General features: G+C 71.5%; 16 protein-coding genes. 14 read left to right on the forward strand and 2 right to left on the reverse strand.

Going from position 1 to position 26,145, the window contains the following annotated elements:
• Positions 1–32 precede the first annotated feature (32 nt).
• From mreC to AC07DC_RS13080, 6 genes are all read left to right on the forward strand, one after another.
• Positions 33–986: a rod shape-determining protein MreC gene (gene mreC / locus AC07DC_RS13055; protein WP_478914433.1), complete on the forward strand. Its 954-nt coding sequence runs from the start codon at positions 33–35 to the stop codon at positions 984–986.
• 2 nt (positions 987–988) lie between these two features.
• Positions 989–1,627: a rod shape-determining protein MreD gene (gene mreD / locus AC07DC_RS13060; protein WP_478914434.1), complete on the forward strand. Its 639-nt coding sequence runs from the start codon at positions 989–991 to the stop codon at positions 1,625–1,627.
• Positions 1,628–1,702: 75 nt separating this feature from the next.
• The gene (gene mrdA, locus AC07DC_RS13065; protein WP_478914435.1) at positions 1,703–3,916 is read left to right on the forward strand and encodes a penicillin-binding protein 2; all 2,214 of its coding nucleotides are present in this window, start codon (positions 1,703–1,705) and stop codon (positions 3,914–3,916) included.
• Positions 3,913–5,109: a rod shape-determining protein RodA gene (rodA, locus tag AC07DC_RS13070; protein ID WP_478914436.1), complete on the forward strand. Its 1,197-nt coding sequence runs from the start codon at positions 3,913–3,915 to the stop codon at positions 5,107–5,109. Before mrdA ends, rodA begins: the two co-directional genes overlap by 4 nt.
• Positions 5,110–5,192: 83 nt before the next feature.
• Positions 5,193–6,719 (forward strand): CYTH and CHAD domain-containing protein, encoded by a 1,527-nt coding sequence (locus AC07DC_RS13075; RefSeq protein WP_478914437.1) that lies wholly within the window; start codon positions 5,193–5,195, stop codon positions 6,717–6,719.
• 89 nt (positions 6,720–6,808) lie between these two features.
• Entirely contained in the window at positions 6,809–8,734 is a 1,926-nt protein-coding gene (locus AC07DC_RS13080) for a TIGR03960 family B12-binding radical SAM protein (RefSeq protein ID WP_478914438.1), read from the forward strand.
• 23 nt (positions 8,735–8,757) lie between these two features.
• Here AC07DC_RS13080 and AC07DC_RS13085 read toward each other — a convergent pair whose 3' ends face one another.
• Positions 8,758–9,942 (reverse strand): ROK family transcriptional regulator, encoded by a 1,185-nt coding sequence (locus tag AC07DC_RS13085; RefSeq protein WP_478914439.1) that lies wholly within the window; start codon positions 9,940–9,942, stop codon positions 8,758–8,760.
• A 146-nt stretch (positions 9,943–10,088) separates the two neighbouring features.
• On the opposite strand from AC07DC_RS13085, the gene AC07DC_RS13090 reads away from it, so the two are divergent.
• The 8 genes from AC07DC_RS13090 (at position 10,089) to AC07DC_RS13125 (ending at position 22,439) form a co-directional block, all read left to right on the forward strand.
• Positions 10,089–11,555, forward strand: a complete 1,467-nt coding sequence (locus AC07DC_RS13090; RefSeq protein WP_478914440.1) for an APC family permease — start codon at positions 10,089–10,091, stop codon at positions 11,553–11,555.
• Between the two features lie 91 nt (positions 11,556–11,646).
• Positions 11,647–13,104 (forward strand): hypothetical protein, encoded by a 1,458-nt coding sequence (locus AC07DC_RS13095; protein ID WP_478914441.1) that lies wholly within the window; start codon positions 11,647–11,649, stop codon positions 13,102–13,104.
• 227 nt (positions 13,105–13,331) lie between these two features.
• Complete coding sequence (locus AC07DC_RS13100; protein ID WP_478914442.1) at positions 13,332–14,111, forward strand: TIGR03936 family radical SAM-associated protein; 780 nt, start codon at positions 13,332–13,334, stop codon at positions 14,109–14,111.
• Between the two features lie 222 nt (positions 14,112–14,333).
• A complete protein-coding gene (locus AC07DC_RS13105) occupies positions 14,334–18,335 on the forward strand; it encodes an Rne/Rng family ribonuclease (RefSeq protein ID WP_478914443.1) in 4,002 nt (1,333 codons plus the stop codon).
• 262 nt (positions 18,336–18,597) lie between these two features.
• Entirely contained in the window at positions 18,598–18,918 is a 321-nt protein-coding gene (gene rplU, locus AC07DC_RS13110; RefSeq protein ID WP_138359423.1) for a 50S ribosomal protein L21, read from the forward strand.
• 14 nt (positions 18,919–18,932) lie between these two features.
• Positions 18,933–19,190: a 50S ribosomal protein L27 gene (rpmA, locus tag AC07DC_RS13115; RefSeq protein WP_138359421.1), complete on the forward strand. Its 258-nt coding sequence runs from the start codon at positions 18,933–18,935 to the stop codon at positions 19,188–19,190.
• A 135-nt stretch (positions 19,191–19,325) separates the two neighbouring features.
• Positions 19,326–20,756 (forward strand): GTPase ObgE, encoded by a 1,431-nt coding sequence (obgE, locus tag AC07DC_RS13120; RefSeq protein WP_478914444.1) that lies wholly within the window; start codon positions 19,326–19,328, stop codon positions 20,754–20,756.
• Positions 20,757–20,876: 120 nt separating this feature from the next.
• Positions 20,877–22,439, forward strand: coding sequence for a glycosyltransferase family 2 protein (locus AC07DC_RS13125; RefSeq protein ID WP_478914445.1), 1,563 nt, complete (start codon positions 20,877–20,879; stop codon positions 22,437–22,439).
• Between the two features lie 77 nt (positions 22,440–22,516).
• Here the strand turns inward: AC07DC_RS13125 and AC07DC_RS13130 are convergent, their stop codons facing one another.
• Positions 22,517–26,086 (reverse strand): bifunctional glycosyltransferase/CDP-glycerol:glycerophosphate glycerophosphotransferase, encoded by a 3,570-nt coding sequence (locus tag AC07DC_RS13130; RefSeq protein WP_478914446.1) that lies wholly within the window; start codon positions 26,084–26,086, stop codon positions 22,517–22,519.
• Positions 26,087–26,145 lie beyond the last annotated feature (59 nt).

Raw genomic sequence — 26,145 nt, forward strand, 5'->3', positions numbered from 1 at the left:
GGTCCGTTCGAGGAAGGCACGGACTGGCGCCCGTGAGGGACACACGAGAGAGCCGGCTTCTGCTGGTGCTGTTGATCGCGATCGCGTTCGCGCTGATCACCGTGGACATCCGCGGTGGCGAACAGTCACCGATGGACGGCCCCCGACAGGCTGCGGCCCGGGCCTTCGGACCGGTCGAGAAGGGCGTGGCGTCCGCTGTCGACCCGGTCGGCAACGCGATCTCCGCGGTGCGCGACTCCGGCGACCGGCACAGCACGATCAGCCGCCTGGAGCGCGAGAACGCGGAGCTCAAGCAGCAGCTCGGCAGCAAGGACATCACCCGCAACAGGGCGCATGAACTGGACCAGCTCCTGAAGACCGCGGGAGCCGGCCAGTACGCCGTCAAGGGCGCCCAGATCATCGCCATAGGAGCCGCCCAGGGATTCTCCTGGACGGTCACCATCGACGCCGGAAGCGCTGACGGAATCCTCCGCGACCAGACCGTCATCAACGGCGACGGCCTGGTCGGACGGGTCACCACCGTCGGTCCGTCCACCGCCACCGTGCTGCTCGCCAACGACCCGGACTTCACCGTCGGGACCCGGATGGAGGGCTCGATGGAGCTGGGCTTCGCGACCGGCCAGGGCGACCGGCCGATGCGCGTCCAACTGCTCAACGGCAAGGCCAAGGTGAACAAGGGCGACCGGCTGGTCACCTTCGGCTCCCAGGCGGGCAAACCGTTCGTCCCCGGCGTCCCGGTCGGCAAGGTCGTCGCGATCGACCCGTCCGCGGGCAGCCTGACCCGTACGGTCCAGGTCGAGCCGTACGTCGGCTTCTCCCGGCTCGACATCGTCGGCGTCGTCGTCGAGGGCCCGCGCACCGACCCCCGCGACAGCGTGCTGCCGCCCAAGCCCACGCCTTCGCCCGCCGCGGCCAAGGTCGCCCCGCCGGCGCGGAAGCCGGGCACCACCCCCTCCGGTGCGCCCTCCAGCACCACCAGGAGCTGACCATGCGACTCAACCGGATCCTGCTCTCCACCGTCCTGGTCCTCGTCGCGATGGTCGTCCAGGTCAGCGTGCTGGCCCGGCTGCACCTGCCGGGCGCCGTACCGGACCTGCTGCTGCTCACCGTGCTCGGCCTCGCGCTGACCTACGGCCACGTCGGCGGCTGCCTGGTCGGCTTCGGCGCCGGCATGCTCGCCGACCTGGCACCGCCCGCCGACCACGCCGTGGGCCGGTACGCGCTCGTGCTGTGTGTCATCGGCTACCTGGCCGGCCTCGCCAAGCCCGAGACCGGGCAGCTGCGGACCGCCGCCATGCCGATGCTCGTCGTCGTCGCGGCGGCGATCGGCGGCACCCTGCTCTACGCGGGCGTCGGCTCCCTGGTCGGCGACACCGCCGGTGCCCACGTGGGCCTGGCCAAGCTGATCTTCACCGCTGCCGTCTACGACCTGCTGCTGGCGCCGTTCATCGTCCCGCTCGTCATGGCGCTGGCCAGACGCTTCGACAGCGATCCGCTCGCCGAGGACGCTGCGGGCGGTTACGGCGGCCGGATCGGAAGCCGGATCGGCAGCCAGCGCGTCGGCCTGTTCAGCCGGGTCGGCCGCGGCGGCCGCGTCGGCATCGCCAAGGGGGGCCGCAGGCTGTGAACGCCCACCGTCTCCCGGCCGCCGCCGCGGCGCGGCCCACCGCCACCACCCCGCCGAGGAAGGCGCTGCGCGCCGATGTCTAACATTCCCGAGACCGGCCGCACCTCCCGCGTCACGATCCGCCTGGTCATCCTGCAGATCCTGGTCTTCTCGCTGCTGCTCACCCTCGGCGGACGCTTGTGGTACCTGCAGATCCGCAACGGTGACGAGTACACCGAGAAGGCCGCCAGCAACCACATCCAGCAGGTCGTCACCCCCGCGGTCCGCGGTGCGATCCTGGACGCGCGCGGCGTGCCCATCGCCGACAACGAGACCCGGCTGGTGGTCTCCGCCAGCCGCACCGAGCTGCTCAAGCAGAAGGACGACGGCAAGGCCGTCCTCACCCGGCTCGCCGCGGTGCTCGCCATGCCGCCCGGCGACGTCGTCGCCAAGGTCCGGCTCTGCGACTCCAAGACCCCCCAGCCCTGCTGGAACGGATCGCCCTACCAGCCGATCCCGATCACCGACAAGGCCACCACCCAGCAGGCGCTGCAGATCATGGAGCGCCGCGAGGACTTCCCCGGCGTGACCGCCGAGCCGACCGCGGTGCGCCGCTACCCGGCGCCGTTCAAGGCCAACGCCGCCCAGGTGCTCGGGTACCTCTCACCCGTCACGGACGACGAGATCACCGCCTCGCAGAAGAACGGCACCCCGCTGCTCCGCTCCGACCAGGTCGGCCGCTCCGGGCTGGAGCGCCAGTACGACGCGGCGCTGCGCGGTACCGCGGGTGTGACCCGGTACGAGGTGGACAACCTCGGCCGGGTGATCGGCAAGGCGGGCGACACTCCCGCCGAAGCCGGCGCCAACCTGGTGACCAGCATCGACTCACGCGTCCAGGCCGTCGCAGAGAAGGAGCTGCTCGCGGCGATGACGGAGGCCCGCAAGACCTTCGACACGGTCACCGGCACCAACTACAAGGCCGACTCGGGCGCGGTCACGGTCATGGACGTGCACACCGGCCAGGTCGTGGCGATGGCCAGCGCCCCGACGTACGACCCGAACGCGTGGGTCGGCGGCATCTCGCCGGCCGACTACAAGCAGCTGACCGGTAAGGAATCCAACTACCCGCTGCTGAACCGGGCCATCCAGGGTCTGTCGGCGCCCGGCTCGACCTTCAAGGTGATCTCGACGTCGGCGGCCGTCAACGCCGGGTACCCGCTCGACGGCGCCTACCCCTGCACCTCGTCGATGACCATCGGCGGCCGCGTGTTCAAGAACTTCGAGGGCGAGAGCTTCGGCTCGATCAACCTCGGCAAGGCGCTGGAGATCTCCTGCGACACCGTCTTCTACGGCCTCTCGTACAACCAGTGGCTCGCGGACGGCGGCGTCAAGCCCAAGAACCCCAAGGACTTCTTCTACAAGACCGCCCACCAGTTCGGCCTCGGCGCCAAGACCGGCATCGACCTGCCGGGCGAGGTCAAGGGCCGCGTCCCCGACCGCCAGTGGAAGCAGGCCTACTACGAGGCCAACGTGGACTACTGGTGCCGGGAGGGGAAGACCAACAAGCAGGACTACGCGACCAAGATCGCCCGCGAGAACTGCGTGGACGGCAATGTGATGCGCGCCGGTGACTCGGTCAACTTCGCGATCGGCCAGGGCGACACCCTCGTCACCCCGGTCCAGATGGCGCGGATCTACTCGGCCCTCGCCAACGGCGGCACGCTCTACCAGCCGACCATAGGGAAGGCGATCGTCAGCGCCGACGGCAAGACGGTCAAGCCCATCGCGCCCAAGGCCACCGGCAAACTGCCGGACACCGCGGAGACCCTGAAGTACATCAACCAGGCCACCGCGGGCGTCGTGACCAGCGGTACCGCCGCCTGGCGCTTCGGTGGTTGGCCGCAGGACAAGATCCAGCTGCACGCCAAGACCGGTACCGCCGAGGTCGACGGCAAGCAGACGACGTCCTGGCTGACGACGTACACCAAGGACTACGCGATCGTCATGACGATCTCTCAGGGCGGCACCGGCTCCGGCGGCTCCGGCCCCGCGGTCCGCAAGATCTACGAGGCGATGTACGGCATCCAGGCCAACGGCTCGATCGACAGCAAGAAGGCGCTGCTGCCGACCCCCGAGACGAAGCTGCCGAAGTTCAGCGACGACGGGTCCGTCGTTCAGCCCGCGTCCGCCGTCACCACCTTCGCCCCGTCGTCCGGCGCGCCCTCCGCGCCCGCCGGCGGCCCGCTGCTCGCCGCGCTCGCCCCCGGCCGCGACGACAAGCTCCTGCTGGGCCGGAGGTACGTCTCATGACCGCGGGCGGCTACACGATCCGCCGCTTCACCCCGGAACGCAGCACGCTGGGCAAGCTGCTCGCCCGCGACTCGATACTGCGCCGGATGGACTGGGTCCTGCTGGGCTCCGCGCTCGCGCTGTCCGCGATCGGCACGCTGCTGGTCTACTCGGCGACCCGCGGGCGCACCAACCTCACCCATGGCGACCAGTACTACTTCCTGCTGCGCCATCTCATGAACACCGGCATCGGCCTGGGCCTCGGCGCGGGGGTCGTGGCGCTGGGACACCGCCGGCTGCGCGGCGCCGTGCCGGTGCTCTACGTGATCTCGGTGCTGCTGATCCTGTCCGTGCTCAGCCCGCTGGGCACCACGATCAACGGCGCGCACTCGTGGATCGTGATCGGCGGCGGCTTCTCGCTCCAGCCGTCCGAGTTCGTCAAGCTCACCATCATCCTGACCATGGCGATGCTGCTGTCGGCGCGGGTGGACGCGGGCGACCGCGTGCACCCCGACCACCGCACCGTCCTGCAGTCCCTGATCTGGGCCGCGCTGCCCATAGCGATCATCATGCTGATGCCGGACCTCGGCTCGGTGATGGTGATGGCGGTGATCATCCTCGGGGTGCTGCTCGCCTCCGGCGCCTCCAACCGCTGGGTACTGGGCCTGATCACGGCCGGCGCGGTGGGCGCCGGGTTGATCTGGCAGCTCGGCGTGCTCGACAAGTACCAGGTCGACCGGTTCGCGGCGTTCGCCAACCCCGCCCTGGACCCGGCGGGCGTCGGCTACAACACCCACCAGGCGCTCATCGCGATCGGCTCGGGCGGCCTGTTCGGCAAGGGCCTCTTCCACGGCAGCCAGACCACCGGCCAGTTCGTGCCCGAGCAGCAGACCGACTTCGTCTTCACCGTCGCCGGCGAGGAACTCGGCTTCGTGGGGGCCGCCGCGATCATCGTCCTGCTCGGGCTGATCGTCTGGCGGGCCTGCGCGATCGCCCGCAGCGCCACCGACCTGTACGGCACCATCGTCGCGGCCGGCATCGTCGCCTGGTTCGCGTTCCAGGCGTTCGAGAACATCGGGATGACGCTCGGCATCATGCCGGTCGCCGGCCTGCCGCTGCCCTTCGTCTCGTACGGCGGTTCGTCGATGTTCGCGATCTGGATCGCCATCGGGCTGCTGCAGGCGGTCCGGATGCAGCGCCCCATGTCGGCCTGAGCACCGTCCACCGGCCGGAATGATCCGGCCGGTGGGTGGTACGCCCCATTGCCCGCAGCGGAACCCGCCACTACGTTCCCTTCATGGGCAAGCGTGTGCGGGAGACCGAGCGCAAATACGAAGCGGACGGCCGGTTCGAGCAGCCCGATCTCAGCGGGCTGCCCAAGGTCTCAGGCAGCTGTGACCTGGACCCGGCGGAACTGGACGCCGTCTACTTCGACACCGAGGACCTGCGCCTCGCGGCCCGCAGGATCACCCTGCGCCGCCGTACGGGCGGGGACGACGCCGGCTGGCATCTGAAACTGCCGACCACCGAGGCCGACACCCGCACCGAGGTGCACGCCCCGCTCGGCCGCGCGACCCGCACCGTTCCGAAAGATCTGGCCGCCGAGGTGGCCGTGCACACCCGGGGCCGGCGGCTGATCCCCGTCGTGCGGCTCAAGAACCACCGCGAGCGGCAGCATCTGCTCGACGCGGCGGGGGAGCCGCTGGCGGAGATCGCGCACGATCACGTCACCGCCCAGCTGCTGGGAGCCGGCCCGGCGAACAAGGCCGTGGCGATCACCTGGACCGAGTTCGAGGTCGAACTCGTCGGCGGAAAGCCCGCACTGCTGGACGCCGTCGAACAGCGGCTGGCCGCCGCTGGACTGCACCGGTCGGACTCGCCCTCCAAGCTCGCCCACGCGCTCGGCGACCGGCTGACGGCCGCGACCGCGACCGCACCGCCCGGACCGCCCGCCGAGATCCTCACCGCCGGGGACGCGGCGCTGGCCTATCTGCACGAGCAGCTGCGGGCCCTGATCGCACTGGACCCCGAGGTCCGGCGGACCGAGCCCGACGCCGTGCACCAGATGCGGGTCGCGGCCCGGCGGGCGCGCAGCGCGCTGAAGACCTTCCGCCGGGAACTGGACCGGACGGTGACCGATCCGGTCGGCGAGGAGCTGAAGTGGCTCGGCACGGTACTCGGCATGGAACGCGACCGGGAGGTGCTGGCCGAGCGGCTGGAGGCGCGGCTCACGGAGCTCGATCCGACGCTGGTCGACGTAACGCTCCGCAACCGGCTCTTCGCGGAACGCACCGGGGCGCACGGCGAGACGCACGCCGCCGTGCTGCGGGTGCTCGGCGGCGCCCACTACTTCCAGGTGCTGGACACGTTCGAGGGGCTGCTCGCGGACCCGCCGTACCTGGAGGGCGCGAAGGCGCCCGCGACGCCCGCGGTGCAGAAGGCCGTACGCCGTGACCACCGCCGGCTGCGGAAGCTGGTCGAGGCCGCCATGGCCGTCGAACGCGGCCAGGCGCGGGACGTGGCGCTGCACGAGGCCCGCAAGGCGGCCAAACGCGCCCGCTACTGCGCCGAGGCCGCCCGCCCCCTGCTCGGCTCTACGGCGAAGGAGCACACCGCCCGCATGAAGTCCGTGCAGCAGCTGCTCGGCGAGCACCAGGACAGCGTGATGTGCCGGGTCGCGATAGCGCGGCTGGCGCAGGAGGCCGTCGCGGCAGGTGAGAGCGCCTTCCCGTACGGGGCGCTCAGCCAGCTGGAACGGGACCGCGCGACCGAGGTGGAGGAGCAGCTCCCCGAGCGCTGGCGGGAGGCCGACTTCCGGCCGTGATCGCGTGCGAATCCCGGCCGGTGGGGTTGGCTCCTCGGGCACGCTAGTCTTGAGGGTCACCCCCTGCCCGCTGATGAAAGACATCTCTGATGCCTGTCGAGTCGGTCTTCCCCCGTCTGGAAGCGCTTCTCCCGCACGTCCAGAAGCCCATCCAGTACGTCGGTGGCGAGCTGAACTCCACCGTCAAGGACTGGGACTCCTGCGATGTGCGCTGGGCGCTGATGTACCCGGACGCGTACGAGGTCGGTCTGCCCAACCAGGGCGTCATGATCCTTTACGAGGTGCTCAACGAGCAGGAAGGCGTCCTCGCCGAGCGCACGTACAGCGTGTGGCCCGACCTGGAGGCCCTGATGCGCGAGCACCAGGTCCCGCAGTTCACGGTCGACGCGCACCGTCCGGTCAAGGCGTTCGACGTGTTCGGCCTGAGCTTCTCGACCGAGCTCGGCTACACCAACATGCTCACCGCGCTCGACCTCGCCGGCATCCCCCTCAACGCCGCCGACCGCACCCTCGACGATCCGATCGTGCTCGCGGGCGGCCACGCGGCCTTCAACCCCGAGCCGATCGCGGAGTTCATCGACGCCGCGGTGATCGGCGACGGCGAGCAGGCCGTCCTGGCGATGACCGAGATCATCCGGGCCTGGAAGGCCGAGGGCCGGCCCGGTGGCCGTGACGAGGTGCTCTTCCGGCTCGCGAAGACCGGCGGGGTGTACGTCCCGAAGTTCTACGACGTCGAGTACCTGGAGGACGGCCGGATCTCCCGCGTCGTCCCCAACCGCTCGGGCGTGCCGTGGCGGGTCTCCAAGCACACCGTCATGGACCTCGACGAGTGGCCCTACCCGAAGCAGCCGCTGGTCCCGCTCGCGGAGACCGTCCACGAGCGCATGTCCGTCGAGATCTTCCGCGGCTGCACCCGCGGCTGCCGTTTCTGCCAGGCCGGCATGATCACGCGCCCCGTGCGGGAGCGAAGCATCACCGGTATCGGCGAGATGGTCGAGAAGGGCCTCAAGGCCACCGGCTTCGAAGAGGTCGGCCTGCTCTCGCTCTCCTCCGCCGACCACAGCGAGATCGGTGAGATCGCCAAGGGCCTCGCGGACCGCTACACGGAGGACAAGGTCGGCCTGTCGCTACCCTCCACCCGTGTCGACGCGTTCAACATCGACCTCGCCAACGAGCTGACCCGTAACGGGCGCCGGTCCGGCCTCACGTTCGCCCCCGAGGGCGGCAGCGAGCGCATCCGCAAGGTCATCAACAAGATGGTCTCGGAGGAGGACCTGATCCGTACGGTCGCCACCGCGTACGGCAACGGCTGGCGCCAGGTGAAGCTGTACTTCATGGTCGGCCTCCCCACCGAGACCGACGAGGACGTCCTGCAGATCGCCGACATGGCGCGCAACGTCATCCAGAAGGGCCGCGAGGTCACCGGGCAGAACGACATCCGCTGCACGGTCTCCATCGGCGGTTTCGTGCCCAAGCCGCACACCCCGTTCCAGTGGGCGGGGCAGCTCGGCGTCGAGGAGACGGACGCCCGGCTCGCCAAGCTGCGGGACGCCATCCGCAACGACAAGAAGTACGGCCGCAACATCGGCTTCCGCTACCACGACGGCAAGCCCGGCATCGTCGAGGGCATGCTCTCCCGTGGCGACCGGCGGATCGGCGCGGTCATCCGCGCGGTGTACGAGGACGGCGGCCGCTTCGACGGCTGGCGCGAGCACTTCAGCTACGACCGCTGGATGCGGGCCGTCGACACGGCGCTCCCCGGAACCGGTGTCGACCTGGACTGGTACACCACCCGCGAGCGCACCGAGGAAGAGGTCCTGCCCTGGGACCACCTGGACTCGGGCCTCGACAAGGACTGGCTCTGGCAGGACTGGCAGGAGTCGCTGGACGAGACCGAGGTCGAGGACTGCCGCTGGACCCCGTGCTTCGACTGCGGCGTCTGCCCCCAGCTCGACCTGGACATCCAGATCGGCCCGACCGGCAAGAAGTTGCTGCCCTTGACGGTGGTCAAGTAACAACCGCCGCGGTCGGCGTCGTTCTAGGACGACGCCGACCGCTGTTCGAACACCACATCCCGCGCCGTCCCCAGCGCCGTGGCAACGGCGCCGAGAACCACCGCGTCCTCTCCGAGGGCGCTGGGCACGACCTTCGGTCGTAGCGGGGTCAGCGCCCGCAGGGTCTCCCGCACGGTGCTCAGCAGCAGATCCGCGCTGTGCCCCACGCCCCCGCCCAGGACCACCAGGTCCGGGTCGAGCACCGCAGCCACCGCCGCCACCGTGTGCGCGAGCCGTTCCCCCTCCTGGCGGACGGCGGCCACGGCCGCGACATCCCCGGCCCGCGCCGCCTCGAAGACGTCCTTGGCGGTCAGCGGGCCGCTCATGCCCAGCCCGCGGGCGGCCTGGACGACGGCGTCGGCCGCGACCGCGCCCTCCAGGGTGTCCGGCTTGTGGTGGCCGGGGCCCGCCCACGGCAGGTAGCCGATCTCGCCCGCGGCGCCGTGCGCGCCGGTGAAGAGCCGGCCCTCGGCGACCACGCCCATGCCCAGCCCGGTGCCGATCATGACGTAGACGAAGAGCCTGCTGCCCGCGCCGACGCCGAAGGTGTACTCGCCGAGCGCGGCCAGGTTGGCGTCGTTGTGGACGGCCAGCGGCACGCCGAGCTCGTCCCGCATCCGGTCGAAGAGGCCAGCCCGGCCCCAGCCGGGCAGGTGCTGCGCGTAGCGGACCCGGCGCTGCGCCTCGTCGTACACGCCGGGTGTGCCGACGACCGCGTGCGCGACCTTGGCGGGGGCGACGCCTGAGTCGGCGACGACCTGGTGGGAGGTGGCGACCACGAGGTCGGCCATCGCGGCGGAGGTGCGGGCGCGGTTGCGGACGTCGGCGCGGGCGACGACCGTTCCGTCGAGGTCGGCGAGCGCGACCCGCAGCCAGGCACGGCCGATGTCGATGCCGAGCGCGTAGCCGGCCGAGGCGTCGGGGGCGTAGAGCACGGCGACGCGGCCGCGTTCGGGAGTGTGCAGTCCGGCTTCGCGGACCAGGCCCGCCAGTTCGAGGAAGGCGAGGGCGCTGGAGACCGTCGGCTTGGACAGCCCGGTCTCGCGGGCGAGTTGGGCGCGGGAGGCGACACCGCCGGTCCGCAGCCGCTCCAGCAGGAGCCGCTCGTTGGTGCTGCGCAGTCGCTGCCGGTTCCAGGGCTGTTCCGCGCCGCCGTCGCTGCTGCTCATCGGACCATTCTCATGCATATCGCCGTGACCCCTTGACGCATCAAGTAAAGGTACTTAACTTAAGCACGCCCGGCGCCGAGGCGAACCCCTGCACTGGCGAAACGGCAGCCCGTTCCCCGTCCCCGTCACCTGCCCAGGGAGGCACCGTGTCCGGCTCCCCGCCACCCGCCGGCGGCTTTGTCCGCCGTATCGGCCTGTTCCAGGCCACCGCCATCAACATGAGCCAGATGTGCGGTATCGGACCGTTCGTCACCATCCCCCTGATGGTCGCCGCGTTCGGCGGACCGCAGGCCGTGATCGGCTTCCTGGCCGGCGCCCTGCTGGCCCTGGCCGACGGGCTCATCTGGGCCGAGATGGGCGCGGCGATGCCCGGTTCCGGCGGCTCCTACGTCTACCTCCGGCAGGCGTTCCAGTACCGCTCGGGCAAGCTCATGCCGTTCCTGTTCGTCTGGACGGCCATGCTCTTCATCCCGCTGATCATGTCCACCGGAGTCGTCGGCTTCGTCCAGTACCTCGGCTATCTGGCCCCTGACATGGGCCAGAACGCGGGGGACGCCGTCGGTCTCGGCATGATCGCGCTCGTCATCCTGCTGCTGTGGCGCGGTATCGAGCACATCGCCCGGATCACCGCCGTCATGTGGTGCGTGATGATCCTGTCCGTCGCGCTCGTCATCCTCGCCGCGTTCACGCACTTCGACGCGGACCTGGCGTTCACCTACCCCGCGCACGCCTTCGAAGTGACCAGCCACACCTTCTGGATCGGCTTCGCCGCGGGCCTCACCATCGGCATCTACGACTACCTCGGCTACAACACCACCGCGTACATGGGCGCCGAGATCAAGGACCCGGGGCGCATCCTGCCGCGCTCCATCATCTTCTCGATCCTCGGCATCATGGGGATCTACCTGCTGCTCCAGATCGGCACCCTCGGTGTCATCGACTGGCATCGGATGCTCAACGCCGACGACATCGCCTCCTCGTCCGTCGCCTCCGCCGTCATGGAGAAGACCTGGGGCAAGGGCGCCGCCGACACCGTCACCGTCCTGATCCTCATCACCGCCTTCGCCTCGGTCTTCACCGGGCTGCTCGGCGGCTCCCGGGTGCCCTACGACGCGGCCCGTGACCGCGTCTTCTTCCGCCAGTACGGGAAGCTGCACGCCAGGCACCGCTTCCCGATGCTGGGCCTGGCCACCATGGGTGTCATCACCGCGATCGGGTTCCTGATCGGCCGCCACACCGACCTGGCCACCCTCATCCAACTGCTCACCACCGTCATGGTGATCGTCCAGGCGCTCGCGCAGATCCTCGCCGTCTCGGTGCTGCGCCGCCGCCAACCCGGCCTGCACCGGCCGTACAAGATGTGGCTCTACCCGCTGCCGAGCATCATCGCCCTCGTCGGCTGGCTGGTGATCTACGGCTACGCGGACAAGAACTCGCCCGGCCGTCACCCCATCGAGTGGTCCCTGGCGTGGGTCGCCCTCGGCTGCGTCGCGTTCGTCCTGTGGGCCCGCTTCGAGAAGGTGTGGCCCTTCGGGCCGAAGGAGATCACCGAGGAGTACCTCCAGGGGATCGACCCCGACACCGAGCAGGACACTGCACCGGCGGCCGTCTGACGGACGCGGGGAGGCACGGCGGGGCCCCGGGCGCACTGCCCGGGGCCCCGCCGCTTTCCGGGTTCCGGCCGGCGTCACGTACCGTGCGCGCATGAGCGTGACGGGGGAACGGGACACTAACCAGGGCTGCTTGACGGTCGCGATACGCATGCCGGTGCGGATCTTCGCGCTCGTCGTGATCCTTCCCGTGCGCATGGCGTGGGACGCGCTCGCCGCGCTGGGCCGCGGCCTGGGCGCCGGCCTCGGCTGGCTCTGGCGCCGCATCGTCGTCGAACCGCTCAGCGCCGTGGCCCGCGGCGCCGGCCGCGCCCTCCGGTGGCTGGGCGGCGCCCTCGCCCGGCTGGGCCGCGTACTCATCGCCGCCCCACTGGTCTGGCTCTGGACGTCGGTACTCGCCCCGGCCGGCCGGGCCACCGCCACCGCGGCCCGGTGGCTGGTGCGCACGCTGATCGTGGTGCCGCTCAGTGCCCTGTACCGGTACGTCCTGACGCCGATCGGCCACGGCGTGACGTGGTCGCTGCGCACCGCCGGATCCGGTCTCGCCGCGGCGGTCCGGCTGCTCGGAACCGGTCTCGTCCTGCTCGTGACCCACCTTCTCGTCCGGCCGCTGCGGCTGCTGCACACCGCCGTCCTGGCCCCGGCCGCCCGCGCGATGGTCGCCGCCCTCGCGGCCACCGGCCGCGGCACCGGCGCCGCCGCGCGGTGGCTGCTGCGCGTGCTGCTCGTCGCTCCGCTGGTGCTTCTGTACCGGTACGTGCTGACGCCGGTCGGCCGGGCCGCCACGTGGTCGGCGCGGGCGCTGGGAACGGCCGCCGGCTGGCTGCTGCGGTATCTGCTCGTGCTCCCGGTCGTGGCCCTCTACCGCTACGTGCTCACCCCGCTGGGCCACGCCGCGGCCTGGACGGCACGGGCGTCCGGCACCGCCGCGGTGTGGCTCCTCCGCGTGCTGTTCGTGGTGCCGGTGGTGGCGCTCTACCGGTACGTACTGGCGCCGCTGGGCCGGGCCGCCGCCTGGTCGGTGCGGGCGCTCGGAACGGCCGTCGCGTGGTCGGTGCGGGCGCTGGGAACGGCCGCCGGCTGGCTGCTGCGGTATCTGCTCGTGGTCCCGGTCGTGGCCCTCTACCGCTACGTACTCGCCCCGGTGGGACGGGAGATCGCCGCCGCGCTCGGCCACGCCTGGCGGGTCGCCGGGTACATCTCGCGGGCGGTGGGGCGCGGGCTGAAGTGGCTGGGGCGGACGCTGATCGCCGATCCGGCGCGCTGGGTGTGGCGGACGGTCGTCGTGCCGGCCGCCGATGCCGCGCGCGCCGTGGGCCGCTGGACGCGGCGCGAAGTGCTGGCACCGGTCGGACGGGTGGTCGGCGAGGCCCGCCGGACGGTCCAGGACGCGCTGAGCACCGTGCGCGAGACCGTCCGCGAGGCCCGTGCGGACGCCCGCCGGATGCTGTTCGGCGCGCCGAAACGCGCCGCGCGGATTCCGGAGCAGAGCGCGGCGCCCGCCGCGCCCGCCCCGGACCTCGTCAAGCGCGTCCCGCCGCGCCACCGCTGAGCGGGACCCCGGCGGGACGCGGCCGTCAGCGGGTGATCGGCGGCGCGGATGAACTTTGGCCGAAATCCCGCGGGCCCGGCCGCGCCACCCGGCCCGTCATCACCTGTGCGCGACGCGGCGTAACCTTGGGTACGACAAACGGGCCCCGACAAGGCCCCCGCAGACCTATGAGGGACTGAACGACACTGGGCAAGCGACAGCCCGAAGGCCCACCGCCCGCACCGACGGTGCAGCGCATCCGCCTGCGCTACACCAAGCGCGGCCGCCTCCGGTTCACCAGTCACCGCGATTTCCAGCGCGCCTTCGAGCGGGCCCTGCGCCGCGCCGAGGTGCCCATGGCGTACTCGGCGGGCTTCACCCCGCACCCCAAGGTCTCGTACGCCAACGCCGCTCCCACCGGCGTCGGCAGCGAGGCCGAGTACCTGGAGATCGGCCTCACCGAGGCCCGCGATCCCGAGAAGCTGCGACTGCTGCTCGACGAGTCGCTGCCCGCCGGGCTCGACATCACCGATGCGGTGGAGGCCCGTACCTCCGGCCTCGCCGAGCGGCTGCAGGCCTCCGTCTGGCAGCTGCGGCTCGACGGTGTCGAGCAGGCCGAGGCGGAGCGCGCGGTCGCGCTGTTCCTCGCCGCCGAGACCGTCCAGGTCGAGCGGAAGACCAAGAACGGCATACGTGCTTTCGACGCGCGCGACGCCGTCACCCGGCTCGAGGTCGTACCGGTTGACGCGCTCGAACAGGGTGCCGATAGGCCCGGGCCTGCCGCCTGTGCGATACTGCGGCTAGTCGTTCGGCACTTGACACCCGCCGTGCGACCCGACGACGTCCTGTCCGGCCTCCGTGTGACGGCCGACCTCGCGCCGCCGGTCCCCGCAGCGGTGACCAGGCTGGCGCAGGGGCCGCTCCACGAAGAGTCCGGGACGGTCACCGACCCGCTCGCGCCAGATCGCGACGCCGCGACGGTGCCGAGTGGGGAGTCCCCGCCGAAGGCTGGGGAAGCTTCCGCGTAGGAACGCCGTCGACGTGTTGCCGACGCGCCAGGGAGCCACCCGGGCCCGGCGACGCTGACCTAATAAGACTTTCGTCGGCCCGTCACAGGCGTGCCGACGAGCGAGACAACAGCTCCCGTGCGGCGCCCGCGCCCCCGGACAGCGGCACCACGACCGACGTCGCGGCCCGCCGCCACCGGAACAGAGCGCGGCGCCCGGGAGCATGACGGGAGCACTGCCCGAATGCTCGATCACAACGAGCCCAACGAGGCGCCGGACAACGGCGCCGCATCCAGCGAAGAAGCCACGGCCCCCCGCCGTCGCCGCCGCGCCGTGTCCCGCCCGGCGGGCCCGCCCGCCGCGCCGGCCATACCGGCCACTTCCGCCGACGAGGCCGCCCCGGCCGCGAGCCCGGCGTCCACCGAGGACACCGAGACCTCCGCCGCGCCGCCGCGCGCCCGTCGCCGTGCGACCCGCAAAGTGACGGCCCCGGCCGGCGCCCCCGCGGCGCCCGAAGCTGTGGAGACCCCGGCGGCCGCACCGGCCGCCGCCTCCGAAGCCCCCGCCGAGGCCGCTGACGCCCCGGACACCTCCGCCGCGCCGCCGCGCGCCCGTCGTCGTGCGACCCGCAAGGTCACCGCGCCGTCCGAGGCCCCGCAGGCAGCGCAGGAAGCACCCGCCGCCGAGCAGCCGGCCGCTGTCGAGGCGCCGGCCGCCGAGCCGGCCGTGGACCCCGCAGCCCCGACCCGGGCCCGCCGCCGCGCGACCCGTAAGGTCGCCGCGCCTGCCGCCGCTCCGCAGTTCGTCGAGGAAGCGCCCGCCGCTCCGGCGCCCGTCGCCGCGGCTCCCGCTGCCGCCGCGCCCGCCGAGGCCGAGGCCCCGGCCCGCGGCCGCCGCTCCTCCCGCAAGCGCGCCACCCCCTCCGCCCCGTCGGCCCCGTCCGCCGGCGACGGCGCCCGCCGGCTGAAGCCGGGCGCGCTGGCACCGAAGGACGACGGTTTCGCAGCGGCCGCACCGGCCGCGCAGCCCGCCGTGCCGGACGAGGAGGAGACCGAGGTGCCCGCCGCCCCGCGTGCCGCCCGCCGCGCCACCCGCAAGGGCACCGCCGAGGCCGCTCCCCAGTTCACCCCGGTCGAGGAGACCGTCACCGAGGCGCCCGAGGCGGAGGCCCCGGCCCGCAACCGTCGCACCCGCAAGCGCGCCGTCGCCGCCGAGCAGGCCGTCGAGGCCGCCCGTCCCGTCGAGCCCGCCGAGCCCGTCGAGGCCGCCGCACCGGTGGAGGTCGAGGCCGAGGAGGCTCCGGCCGAGCCGGCGCCGGCCCGTGGCCGCCGCCGCGTGGTGCGCCCGCCGACGATGGTCTTCCAGCCGCCGGTCTTCCAGGCCGCCGAGCACGTCACCGCCCCCGTCGCCGCCGAACCGGTCCAGGAGGAGCCGCAGGCTCCGGCCGCCCGGGTCCGTGACGAGGACGACGAGCAGGAGGGCGGTTCGCGCCGCCGCCGCCGTCGCCGCGGCGCCCCGGCCGAGGACGTGGTGACCGAAGCCGCGCCCGTCGAGGCCGAGGACGAGACCGCCGACGCGGTGTCCGAGGAGACCGTCTCCGACGAGGACGACGACGAGTCGGACGACCGTCCTTCGCGCCGCCGCCGCCGGGGTGGCCGCCGCCGCCGTCGTGGCGAGTCCGCGGAGGGCGACGAGCAGTCCGCCGAGGACGAGGAGCACGAGGACGACACCGAGGACGACGCCGAGGCGTCGGACGGTGGACCGGACGACGACGACCACGGCTCCACCAGCAGCCGCCGGCGTCGCCGCCGCCGTCGCCGCAGTGGCGACTCGGGCGGGGACGACGGCACGGTCGCGGACGACCCGGAGCGCACGGTCGTCAAGGTCCGCGAGCCGCGCGCCAAGGCCGAGCCGAGCCTGGGCACCGGCTTCGACGAGGTGACGTCCATCAAGGGCTCCACCCGCATGGAGGCGAAGAAGCAGCGCCGCCGTGAGGGCCGCGAGCAGGGCCGCCGCCGCGTCCCGATCATCACCGAGGCCGAGTTCCTCGCCCGCCGCGAGGCCGTCGAGCGCGTCATGGTCGTCCGGCAGAGCGGTGAGCGCACCCAGATCGGCGTGCTGGAGGACAACGTCCTCGTCGAGCACTACGTCAACAAGGAGCAGGCCACCTCGTACGTCGGCAACGTCTACCTGGGCAAGGTCCAGAACGTGCTGCCGTCCATGGAGGCCGCCTTCGTCGACATCGGCAAGGGCCGCAACGCGGTGCTGTACGCCGGCGAGGTCAACTTCGAGGCGCTGGGCATGGCCAACGGCCCGCGCCGGATCGAGAGCGCGCTGAAGTCCGGCCAGTCGGTCCTGGTGCAGGTCACCAAGGACCCGATCGGACACAAGGGCGCCCGCCTCACCAGCCAGGTCTCGCTGCCCGGCCGCTACCTGGTCTACGTGCCCGAGGGCTCGATGACCGGTATCAGCCGCAAGCTGCCCGACACCGAGCGCGCCCGGCTCAAGACCATCCTCAAGAAGATCGTCCCCGAGGACGCGGGCGTCATCGTGCGCACCGCCGCCGAGGGTGCGAGCGAGGAGGAGCTGCGCCGCGACGTCGAGCGGCTGCAGGGCCAGTGGGACGACATCCAGAAGCGGGCGAAGGGCGGCAACGCCCCGACGCTGCTGTACGGCGAGCCGGACATGACCGTCCGCGTCGTCCGCGACATCTTCAACGAGGACTTCACCAAGGTCATCGTCAGCGGTGACGAGGCGTGGGGCACCATCCACGAGTACGTCAGCCAGGTCGCCCCCGACCTGACCGACCGGCTCAACCGGTGGACCTCCGAGGTCGACGTCTTCGCGACGTACCGGATCGACGAGCAGCTGCTGAAGGCGCTGGACCGCAAGGTCTGGTTGCCGTCCGGCGGTTCGCTGGTGATCGACAAGACCGAGGCGATGATCGTCGTCGACGTCAACACCGGCAAGTTCACCGGTCAGGGCGGAAACCTCGAGGAGACCGTCACCAGGAACAACCTGGAGGCGGCCGAGGAGATCGTGCGCCAGCTGCGGCTGCGCGACCTGGGCGGCATCGTCGTCATCGACTTCATCGACATGGTCCTGGAGTCCAACCGCGACCTCGTCATGCGGCGTCTGCTGGAGTGCCTGGGCCGGGACCGGACCAAGCACCAGGTCGCCGAGGTCACCTCGCTGGGCCTGGTGCAGATGACCCGCAAGCGGGTCGGCCAGGGTCTGCTGGAGTCCTTCTCCGAGGTCTGCGTGCACTGCAACGGGCGCGGCGTCATCGTCCACATGGACCAGGCGACGACCACCGGTGGCGGCGGCAAGCGCAAGCGCCGCGGCAAGGCCGGTATCGGTGCGGGCGACGAGCACACGCACGAGCACGACACCGAGAGCGACACGGAGAACGACAGCGAGAACGACGAGTACGAGGCGCACGAGGACGCGGACGAGTACCTCGAGCCCGTCGCCGTGACCGAGGCCGAACTGGTGCCGACGGTCGCGACCGACGACGAGTGGTTCAGCAGCGCCGCCGAGGCGGAGGCCGCGGCGACGTCGCGCGGCCGTGGCCGACGTCGGGCGAGCCGCAAGGCCACCGCCCCCGCCGGCGCACCCTTCGCGGACCGGCAGCCGCCGGCCGCAGAGGTGCTCGAGTTCGTGATCGAGCCCGCCGCGGACGGGACCCCGGAGCCGGTCGTCGAGCCGGAGCCGGTGGCGGTCGCAGAACCGGCACCCGTCGCGGAACCGGTCGTGGAGGCGCAGGCCCCCGGCCGTACGCGCCGCCGTGCCACCCGCAAGGTGAGCGCTCCGGCGGGTTCCCCGGCCTCCTCCGAGGCCGAGCCCATCACTGTGGTCGAGGCCGCCCCCGTCGTCGAGCAGACGCCGGAGCCGGTCGCGGAAGCGGCGAAGCCCGCCACCTCAGCCGCGCCGCCGCGGGCCCGCCGCCGTGCGACCCGCGAGGTGACCGCTCCGGCGGCCGAGGGCGCCGCGGTGGTCGTCGTCAGCGCCGAGCACACCGAGCCCGCCACGGAGGCCGCAGAGCCGGTCCTGGAGGCCGCTGAGGCCGACGGGACGGTCGCGGAGCCCAAGAAGCGGGCGCCGCGCAAGGCGGCCGCGAAGAAGGCGCCGGCGGCGAAGAAGGCCGTCGCGAAGAAGACGGCGGCCAAGAAGACCGTCGCCAAGAAGGCGCCGGCCAAGAAGGCGGCCGCCAAGAAGACCGCCGACGCGGCCGACAGCGAGTAGCCCAACTGCTGGTGACAGCAGCCGTTCCAGGACGGTGAGGGGCGGGCCCGGAGACCTCGGGCCCGCCCCTCCGCACTGCCGCCGCCGGCCGCCGGGCCACCCGGTTTGACCCTGCGCCACCGGCCCCGTAGCCTTGGCCTTCGGCGTTTTTGCGCCCGCTCCTGAGCAAATCCCTCCCGGTCCGCCGGGAGAGGCCCCCCAATGTTGGACAGGGATGGCTGGCTTCAGGAGTACCCGATTCGAGCTTGAGAGTGAGTTCCGCGTGTACGCAATCGTGCGCAGCGGCGGCCGCCAGCACAAGGTGGCCGTTGGCGATGTCGTCGAGGTTGACAAGATTTCCACCGGCAAGGTGGGCGACGCGGTCGAGCTCTCGACGCTGCTCGTCGTCGATGGCGACTCCGTCACCAGCGACCCGTGGGTCCTGGCCGGTATCAAGGTCGCGGCCGAGATCGTGGACCACCACAAGGGTGTCAAGATCGACATCCTGCGGTACAAGAACAAGACCGGCTACCGCCGTCGTCAGGGTCACCGTCAGCAGTACACGGCGATCAAGATCACCGGTATCCCCGCGGCTGCGAAGTAAGGGACTGAGAAAACATGGCACACAAGAAGGGTGCATCGTCCACCCGTAACGGACGTGACTCCAACGCTCAGTTTCTCGGCGTGAAGCGTTTCGGCGGCCAGGTCGTCAACGCCGGCGAGATCATCGTCCGCCAGCGTGGCACGCACTTCCACCCCGGTTCGAACATGGGCCGCGGCAAGGACGACACGCTGTTCGCTCTCGCCGCCGGTGTGGTCGAGTTCGGCACCGCGCGTGGCCGCAGGGTAGTGAACATCGTTCCGGCCGCCGTCTAATACGGCTCCGCAACGAACACAGCACACCACTGAGGGCGGATTCCACTTCCCCGACGCGCACCGCGCGCGGGAAGAGGGTCCGCCCTCGGTGCGTTAGTACTGAGACAATCCCGTATTTATCTGGAGGCAATCCGTATGACCACCTTCGTGGACCGCGTCGAGCTGCATGTCGCCGCGGGTAACGGAGGCCACGGCTGCGCCTCCGTTCACCGGGAGAAGTTCAAGCCGCTCGGCGGTCCGGACGGCGGCAACGGCGGCCGTGGCGGCGATGTGATCCTGGTCGTGGACCAGGACGTCACGACGCTCCTCGACTACCACCACACCCCGCACCGCAAGGCCACCAACGGCAAGGGCGGAGCCGGCGGCAACCGCACCGGCTCCGAGGGCCAGGACCTGGTCCTGCCGGTGCCGGACGGCACCGTCGTCCTGGACAAGGACGGCAATCTCCTCGCCGACCTCGTCGGCCAGGGCACCACCTTCGTCGCCGGCCAGGGCGGCCGCGGCGGCCTCGGCAACGCGGCGCTGGCCTCGGCCCGCCGCAAGGCCCCCGGCTTCGCGCTGCTCGGCGAGCCCGGCAAGGCCCGGGACATCGTCCTGGAGCTCAAGACCGTCGCCGACGTGGCGCTGGTCGGTTACCCGAGCGCGGGCAAGTCCTCGCTCATCTCGGTGCTCTCGGCCGCCAAGCCGAAGATCGCCGACTACCCCTTCACCACCCTGGTCCCGAACCTGGGCGTGGTCACCGCCGGCGAGGTCGTCTACACGATCGCGGACGTCCCCGGCCTGATCCCGGGCGCCAGCCAGGGCCGCGGCCTGGGCCTGGAGTTCCTGCGGCACGTCGAGCGCTGCTCGGTGCTGGTGCACATCCTGGACACCGCGACGCTGGAGTCCGACCGGGACCCGGTGACCGACCTCGACGTCATCGAGGCCGAGCTGGCCGAGTACGGCGGCCTGGGCGACCGGCCGCGCATCGTCGTGCTGAACAAGATCGACGTGCCGGACGGCAAGGACCTCGCCGACATCATCCGTCCGGAGCTGGAGGCCCGCGGCTACCAGGTCTTCGAAGTCTCGGCCGTCTCCCGGCTGGGCCTGCGCGAGCTCTCCTTCGCCCTGGCGAAGATCGTCGCCGAGACCCGCGCCGCCAAGCCCGCGCAGGAGTCGACCCGGGTCGTCATCCGCCCGGTCGCGGTGGACGACGCCGGCTTCACCGTCACCGAGGAGGACGGCTCCTACCGCGTGCGCGGCGAGAAGCCCGAGCGCTGGGTGCGGCAGACCGACTTCTCCAACGACGAGGCCGTCGGCTACCTCGCCGACCGCCTCTCGCGCCTCGGTGTCGAGGAGCGGCTGATGAAGGCCGGCGCCCAGGCGGGCGACGAGATCATCATCGGCGAGGAGGAGAACGCGGTCGTCTTCGACTGGGAGCCGACGATGGCCGCCGGCGCCGAGATGCTCGGCCGCCGTGGCGAGGACCACCGCTTCGACCCGCCGCGCCCGGCCGTCAACCGCCGCCGCGACAAGAGCGACAAGGACGACGCGCAGCAGGAGTTCGACGACTTCGAAGCGTTCTGAGCAGTCGTCCGAACGGCCCCCGAGGAGCGCCGCGAGTGGCGTTCCGAGGGGGCCGTCTCCGTTCGGCCGGCCGGTGCCGGATGAGATGATCTCCTGATGGTCAGGGACATGGGGTCGGGTATGGGACACGTCAGCATCGTTGTGATCGTCTACAACGACGCCTCCCGGATCGTGAGCGCCGTTGAGTCGGCGCTCGCGCAGGGGCCCGAGGTGGGCGAGGTGATCGTCGTCGACGACTGTTCGACGGACGGCACCCTCGACGCGCTCGCGCCGCTCGCCGCGGACCCCCGGGTCAGGATCCTCGCCAGGGAGACGAACAGCGGGGGCTGCGGGACACCGCGCAACGACGGCATGGCCGCCGCCGCCTTCCCGTACGTGATGTTCCTGGACAGCGACGACATACTGCCGCCGGGCGCGATCGGCGCCCTGCTGCCGATCGCCGAGGAGCGGCGTACCGACGTCGTCGCCGGTCAGTGCCTGCGCGTCGAGCTTCCGGAGGGCGCGACCACCGTCTGGGCCCCGTCGATCTACGACCGCTCGGCGGGCGCCGATCTGCCCGGCACCGTGATCGAGGGGATCGAGGACCGGCCCCGCATGCTGTGGGACACCCTGTCGGTCAACAAGCTCTACCGCCGGGCGTTCCTGGAGAAGCACGGCATCACCTTCCCCGACGGCGCCTTCCACTACGAGGACTTCGTCTTCACCGCGCGGGTCTACGCCGCCGACCCGCGGCTGGCGGTGACCGACGAGCCCGTCTACCGCTGGCAGGTGCGCCGCCAGGCGGCGAAGCTGTCGATCTCGCTGAGCCGCGGCGCCATCAGGAACTGGCAGTCCCGGATCACCGCCCACCGGGGAGTCGTGGAGGTGCTGAGCTCCGCGGGACGCGAGGAGCTGGCGCTGCACGCGCAGGCCAAGTTCTGCGACTACGACCTGCCGATGTATCTGCGGGAACTCCCGCAGCGCGACCAGGAGTACGTGGCCGACTGGTGGCGGATCACCCGCGACTACCTGGCCGGGTTCGACCCGGAGGGCATCGCCTGCGCGGCCGTGGTCTCCCGCTGGATCGCCGGCGCGATCCTGGCCGCGCCGGAGCCGGCCGGCATCGGCCGGCTGGTGGAGCTGACCGCGCGCCCGCCCCGGCTGATCCCCCCGTACGACCTCGCCGCACCGCCCGTGGGCCTCGGCCTGCTGACCACCGAAGAGCTGCCGGTGGCCGTCGACGGCCGGGTCAGGGCCGGTGGCAGCACCCGGCTGAGCCTGCGCGTGCACGAGCTGTACGGGCGGCTCGCCGAGCTCGGCCCGCGCACCGTCCATGTCGAGCTGGAGGAGCGCACCGGAAGCAGGCCCGCGGTCGGCGTGGAGGCACCGCTGGTCCCTAATGGCGACGGCTGGACCGCCGAGGTGCGGCTGTCGACCGGGGCGCTGGCCTGCCCCGGGCAGTTGGGCGTGTGGAGCGTACGGGCGGAGATCCGGTACGCCGACGGCGCCGCCACCCCGGTGGAGGTACGCGCCTCCGGCGCCCAGGCGGCTCGCCGCGGCATCGTGGTGCGTCCCACCGGCCGGGTGCTGCTGGTCCAGACGCATGTCACCGGCGGCCGCGCGCTGGTCCTGCGGGTCGCCGACGGGCTGCAGGGCGCCCGCAGGGTCGCCGAGGCCCGGATGCGCAGGCTGCTCGGCCGCTGACGCGGCTGCCGGAGGTACCCGAAAGGGCGGCCACCCCCTGCGGGGTGGCCGCCCTTTCGCGTGGAAAAGCGGTGCGGTCAGGCCTCCTTGGCCAGCTCCTGCATCCGGTCGATGACCCTGCCCGCGGCCTGGCCGTCGTCCAGGTCGCAGAAGACGTCCTGGAACTTCTTGTACGCGTCCTTGTACCGGTCCGTCACCGCGTCCAGGTCCTGGAGCGACGCGATCAGCTCGTCCGACGTGGAGATCAGCGGCCCGGGGGCCTCCTTCTCGAAGTCGAAGTAGAAGCCGCGCAGTTGGTCGCGGTAATGCGCCAGGTCGTAGGTGAAGAACAGCATCGGGCGCCCGGTGTTCGCGTAGTCGAACATCAGTGACGAGTAGTCAGTGATCAGCACGTCCGCGGCGAGGAACAGCTCGCCGATCTCCGGGTATTCCGAGACGTCCCAGACGAAGCCCTCGCCGGCGCCCGGCACCGTGTCCACCACGTTCGGGTGGCGCCGGACCAGGAGCACGAAGTCGTCGCCGAGCTCCTGCTTGGCCTTGACCAGATCGACCTGCAGGTCGAGCTTGTACCGGCCGGGGCCGTAGTACTGGTCGTCGCGCCAGGTCGGGGCGTAGAGCACGACCTTCTTGCCCGCGGGGAGCCCGATGCGCTCGCGCACCTTCTGGGCGATCTCGTCGCGCTCCGGTGCGTAGAGCATGTCGTTGCGCGGGTAGCCCGCTTCGAGCAGCTCACCGTCGAACGCGAACGCGCGCTTCAGGATCGGCGTGCTGAAACGGTTGGGGGAGACGATGAAGCTCCAGCTCTTCGACTCCTTCGCCACGTTCTCCAGGTACCGCCCGTTGGTGAACTGGACGTCCTCGATGTCGTGGCCGATCTTCTTCAGCGGGGTGCCGTGCCACGCCTGGACGACGACCTGGCCCTCACGCCGCTTCAGCCAGTACGGCAGGTGCGCGTTGGTGACGATGTACCGGCTGCGGGCCAGTGCCTCGAACCACTCCCGGCCCCACATGCGGACGGCCTTCGCGCCCGGCGGCAGTTCCACCTGCTCGTCGCGGACGACCCACAGGTGCTCCAGGTCGTCGCCGCGCCGCATCAGCTCCTCGAACACCGCGCGCGGTGAGTCGGAGAACTGCTTGCCGGTGTAGCTGTCGTACAGCACCGACTCGCGCAGCGGCTGGGTGCGCGCCTCGGGGTAGAACTGCGTCCGCAGCTGGCGCTGCCGGTACGGGCCCTGCTCGTCGGTGCGCAGCGACGCGGTGACTTCGAGCGCCAGCCGGTCGTAGGAGTGCGCGGCCGCGACGTACTTGCGGCCGGCGACCATGGTCTCGGCGGGCAGCTCGTCGATCAGCGCGGGGCTGATGACGACGGGGGTGCGCTCGTTGTCCTCCACCAGGTTCTGGAACATCAGGTTCCAGCGGCCGGGGCGCAGCGGCAGGGTGCCGGCCATCCCCGGGACGGCGTGCACGGTGAGGGTCGAGGAGAACCGGCCGTCGGCCACCTCCACGGGGAAGATCTTCTCCTCGTGGTGCGCCCGGTGCATCAGCACCAGGTTGGCCGGGTCCGTGGCGCTGGTCGGGCACTCGCCCTCGACGAGCAGCGAGCCGTCCGACTGCCAGGTCAGACGGTCCACGACGGGCCGTACGATCCGGTCGCTCAGCAGCAGGTACCCCGGCGCGTTGCGGTGCAGGGCCAGCTCGCGGGGGAGACCGGAGGTCGAGGGCGCGAGCGCGTAGCGGCCCGGCGCCAGGTCGTCGTCGGCGATCAACTGGCGCGACTTGCGCTCGCCGGGCACGACGATCTCGGTGCGCCAGGTCTCGCTGTCCGGCGCCTTGACCGACGACGGGGCGATCTCCGTCATCCGGCCGTCGACGATGTCGTCCAGCGGGATGCGAACGGTGAAGGCCGTCTGCCCCTTGGTGGAGCCGTCGGCGATCTCCAGCGGGTACTCGTGCGAGCTGGGGGTCTTGAGGTGCTGCATGCGCAGCAGGCTGCCGCCGGCGAGCTTGCCGGTCGCCACCCCGCGGATCTCGATGATGCCGTCGGCCAGCTCGTGCCCGGTGACCCGGGCCTGGACCTTCTCCACCCGCAGCCGCAGCCGGCCGCCGATGAACAGCGGGACGATCCGGGTCTCGGCGTCGACGTAGTGCACCGGCGGGTGCGTACCGGAGCCGAAGGCGCCCGGGTTCAGCGCGCCCTTGCGCAGCAGGCCGCGGCTGAGGTTGCCGATCGCGAAGCGCCAGGTGGACTCGTTCCAGTGGCCGCGCTGCTTGAGCTTCTGCGCGTTGACCGTCAGCTCGAAGCCGGACCAGTCGTACGAGTAGCGGTTCTGGCCGGAGGTCGACGTGGCCTCGGGACGGAAGACCGTACGCGCCGGAATGACCAGCGTGCGCTTGGACTTGCTGTTGCGCAGCGCGATGACCTTGAGCGACATGCGCCGCTTGTGGACGTTCAGGTTGCTGACGTAGGAGAAGCCCTCGATCTTCAGCTCGTCGCCGTGCCAGGTGATCGAGGACACCTTGGTGCGCAGCGCCAGTTCCTGCTTGAGGCGGTACACGTGGTTCGGCACACCCACGGTGCGGTTGCCGAAGAACGGGAACTTGCCGTAGCGGCGGAAGCGCCGGACGACCGGCAGCGAGGCGCCGGTCTCCTTCTTCTCGTACGACAGGACTTCGAGCAGCTCATCCAGCTTGCCGTGCCGGATCAGGTGCCACTTCAGCCGCATGAGGGCCGGCAGCGCGTCAAGGGCGCGGGGGTCGACCCGGCTCAGGAAGTCCGAGGCGACCTTCATGAAGAGCTCGCGGAACTCCTGGTCGGCGTCGGGCAGCACATTGATGAAGATCCGGATGTCGCTGGCGAGGGCCGTCTCGTCGTACCAGCGCTTGTACTTGCGGTACTCCTTGCCCGGCTGCGCGGCGAGGAACCGGCTCACCGAGTCGACGGCGGCGACGCGGTCGCGGACCGACTTCAGCTCGGTGCGGCGCTGGGTGATGGACGGTGCCGCGCCGCCCTCGCGCTGCCGCCAGTAGTACGTGGGCTCGCCGAGGATGTCGACGCTACGGGCCCTGAAGTGCGCCGGGACCGTCAAAGGCGTGTCCTCGTAGAGCACACCTTCGGGGAATTCCATCGAATACTTGTCCCAGAAGGTGCGGCGGAACACCTTGTTGGGGGCGAGCCGGTCGGCGATCAGTGCCGGGTCCCGGGTGATGTGCGTCTTCAGCCGCGTCGTCGCCGTGGCCTTGCGGTGCATGGCCGACTGGGCGGTGCCTTTCGAGTCCAGCGTGAACACGTTGCCGGACGCGAAGTCCGACCCCGTCTCGTCCAGCGTCGACAGGAAGTGCTCGTAGGCGTAGTCCGGGATGATGTCGTCGCTGTCGACGAATGTGAGGTAATCCACCCCCGGAGTGCAGTTGCGCACACCGGTGTTGCGGGCGTGGCCAAGGCCGCCGTTCGCCTGCTCGACGACGCGGAAGCGGGGGTCGCGGGCGGCGAAGGCGGTGGCGATCTCACCACTGCTGTCCGTCGAACCGTCGTTGACCATGATGACTTCGAGCTCACGGAGCGTCTGACCGGCGAGGGATTCGAGGCACTCCTCGAGAAACATCTCGACGTTGTAAATCGGCACTACCACCGAGAGCCGAGGGACCATGGGTCAGGACAACCTTTCCGTGGCGGAGAATGACGAACCGAGGTCCTGCTCCGAGGAGC

It is taken from the genome of Streptomyces sp. NPDC045021 (genome assembly GCF_056432645.1).

Excerpts from the sequence above, each read along its gene's own strand:
- mreD (WP_478914434.1), top strand. The coding sequence starts at position 989 with ATGCGACTCAACCGGATCCTGCTCTCCACCGTCCTGGTCCTCGTCGCG.
- mrdA (WP_478914435.1), top strand. The coding sequence starts at position 1,703 with ATGTCTAACATTCCCGAGACCGGCCGCACCTCCCGCGTCACGATCCGC.
- rodA (WP_478914436.1), top strand. The coding sequence starts at position 3,913 with ATGACCGCGGGCGGCTACACGATCCGCCGCTTCACCCCGGAACGCAGC.
- AC07DC_RS13075 (WP_478914437.1), top strand. The coding sequence starts at position 5,193 with ATGGGCAAGCGTGTGCGGGAGACCGAGCGCAAATACGAAGCGGACGGC.
- AC07DC_RS13080 (WP_478914438.1), top strand. The coding sequence starts at position 6,809 with ATGCCTGTCGAGTCGGTCTTCCCCCGTCTGGAAGCGCTTCTCCCGCAC.
- AC07DC_RS13085 (WP_478914439.1), bottom strand. The coding sequence starts at position 9,942 with ATGAGCAGCAGCGACGGCGGCGCGGAACAGCCCTGGAACCGGCAGCGA.
- AC07DC_RS13095 (WP_478914441.1), top strand. The coding sequence starts at position 11,647 with ATGAGCGTGACGGGGGAACGGGACACTAACCAGGGCTGCTTGACGGTC.
- AC07DC_RS13105 (WP_478914443.1), top strand. The coding sequence starts at position 14,334 with ATGCTCGATCACAACGAGCCCAACGAGGCGCCGGACAACGGCGCCGCA.
- rpmA (WP_138359421.1), top strand. The coding sequence starts at position 18,933 with ATGGCACACAAGAAGGGTGCATCGTCCACCCGTAACGGACGTGACTCC.
- obgE (WP_478914444.1), top strand. The coding sequence starts at position 19,326 with ATGACCACCTTCGTGGACCGCGTCGAGCTGCATGTCGCCGCGGGTAAC.
- AC07DC_RS13125 (WP_478914445.1), top strand. The coding sequence starts at position 20,877 with ATGGGACACGTCAGCATCGTTGTGATCGTCTACAACGACGCCTCCCGG.
- AC07DC_RS13130 (WP_478914446.1), bottom strand. The coding sequence starts at position 26,086 with ATGGTCCCTCGGCTCTCGGTGGTAGTGCCGATTTACAACGTCGAGATG.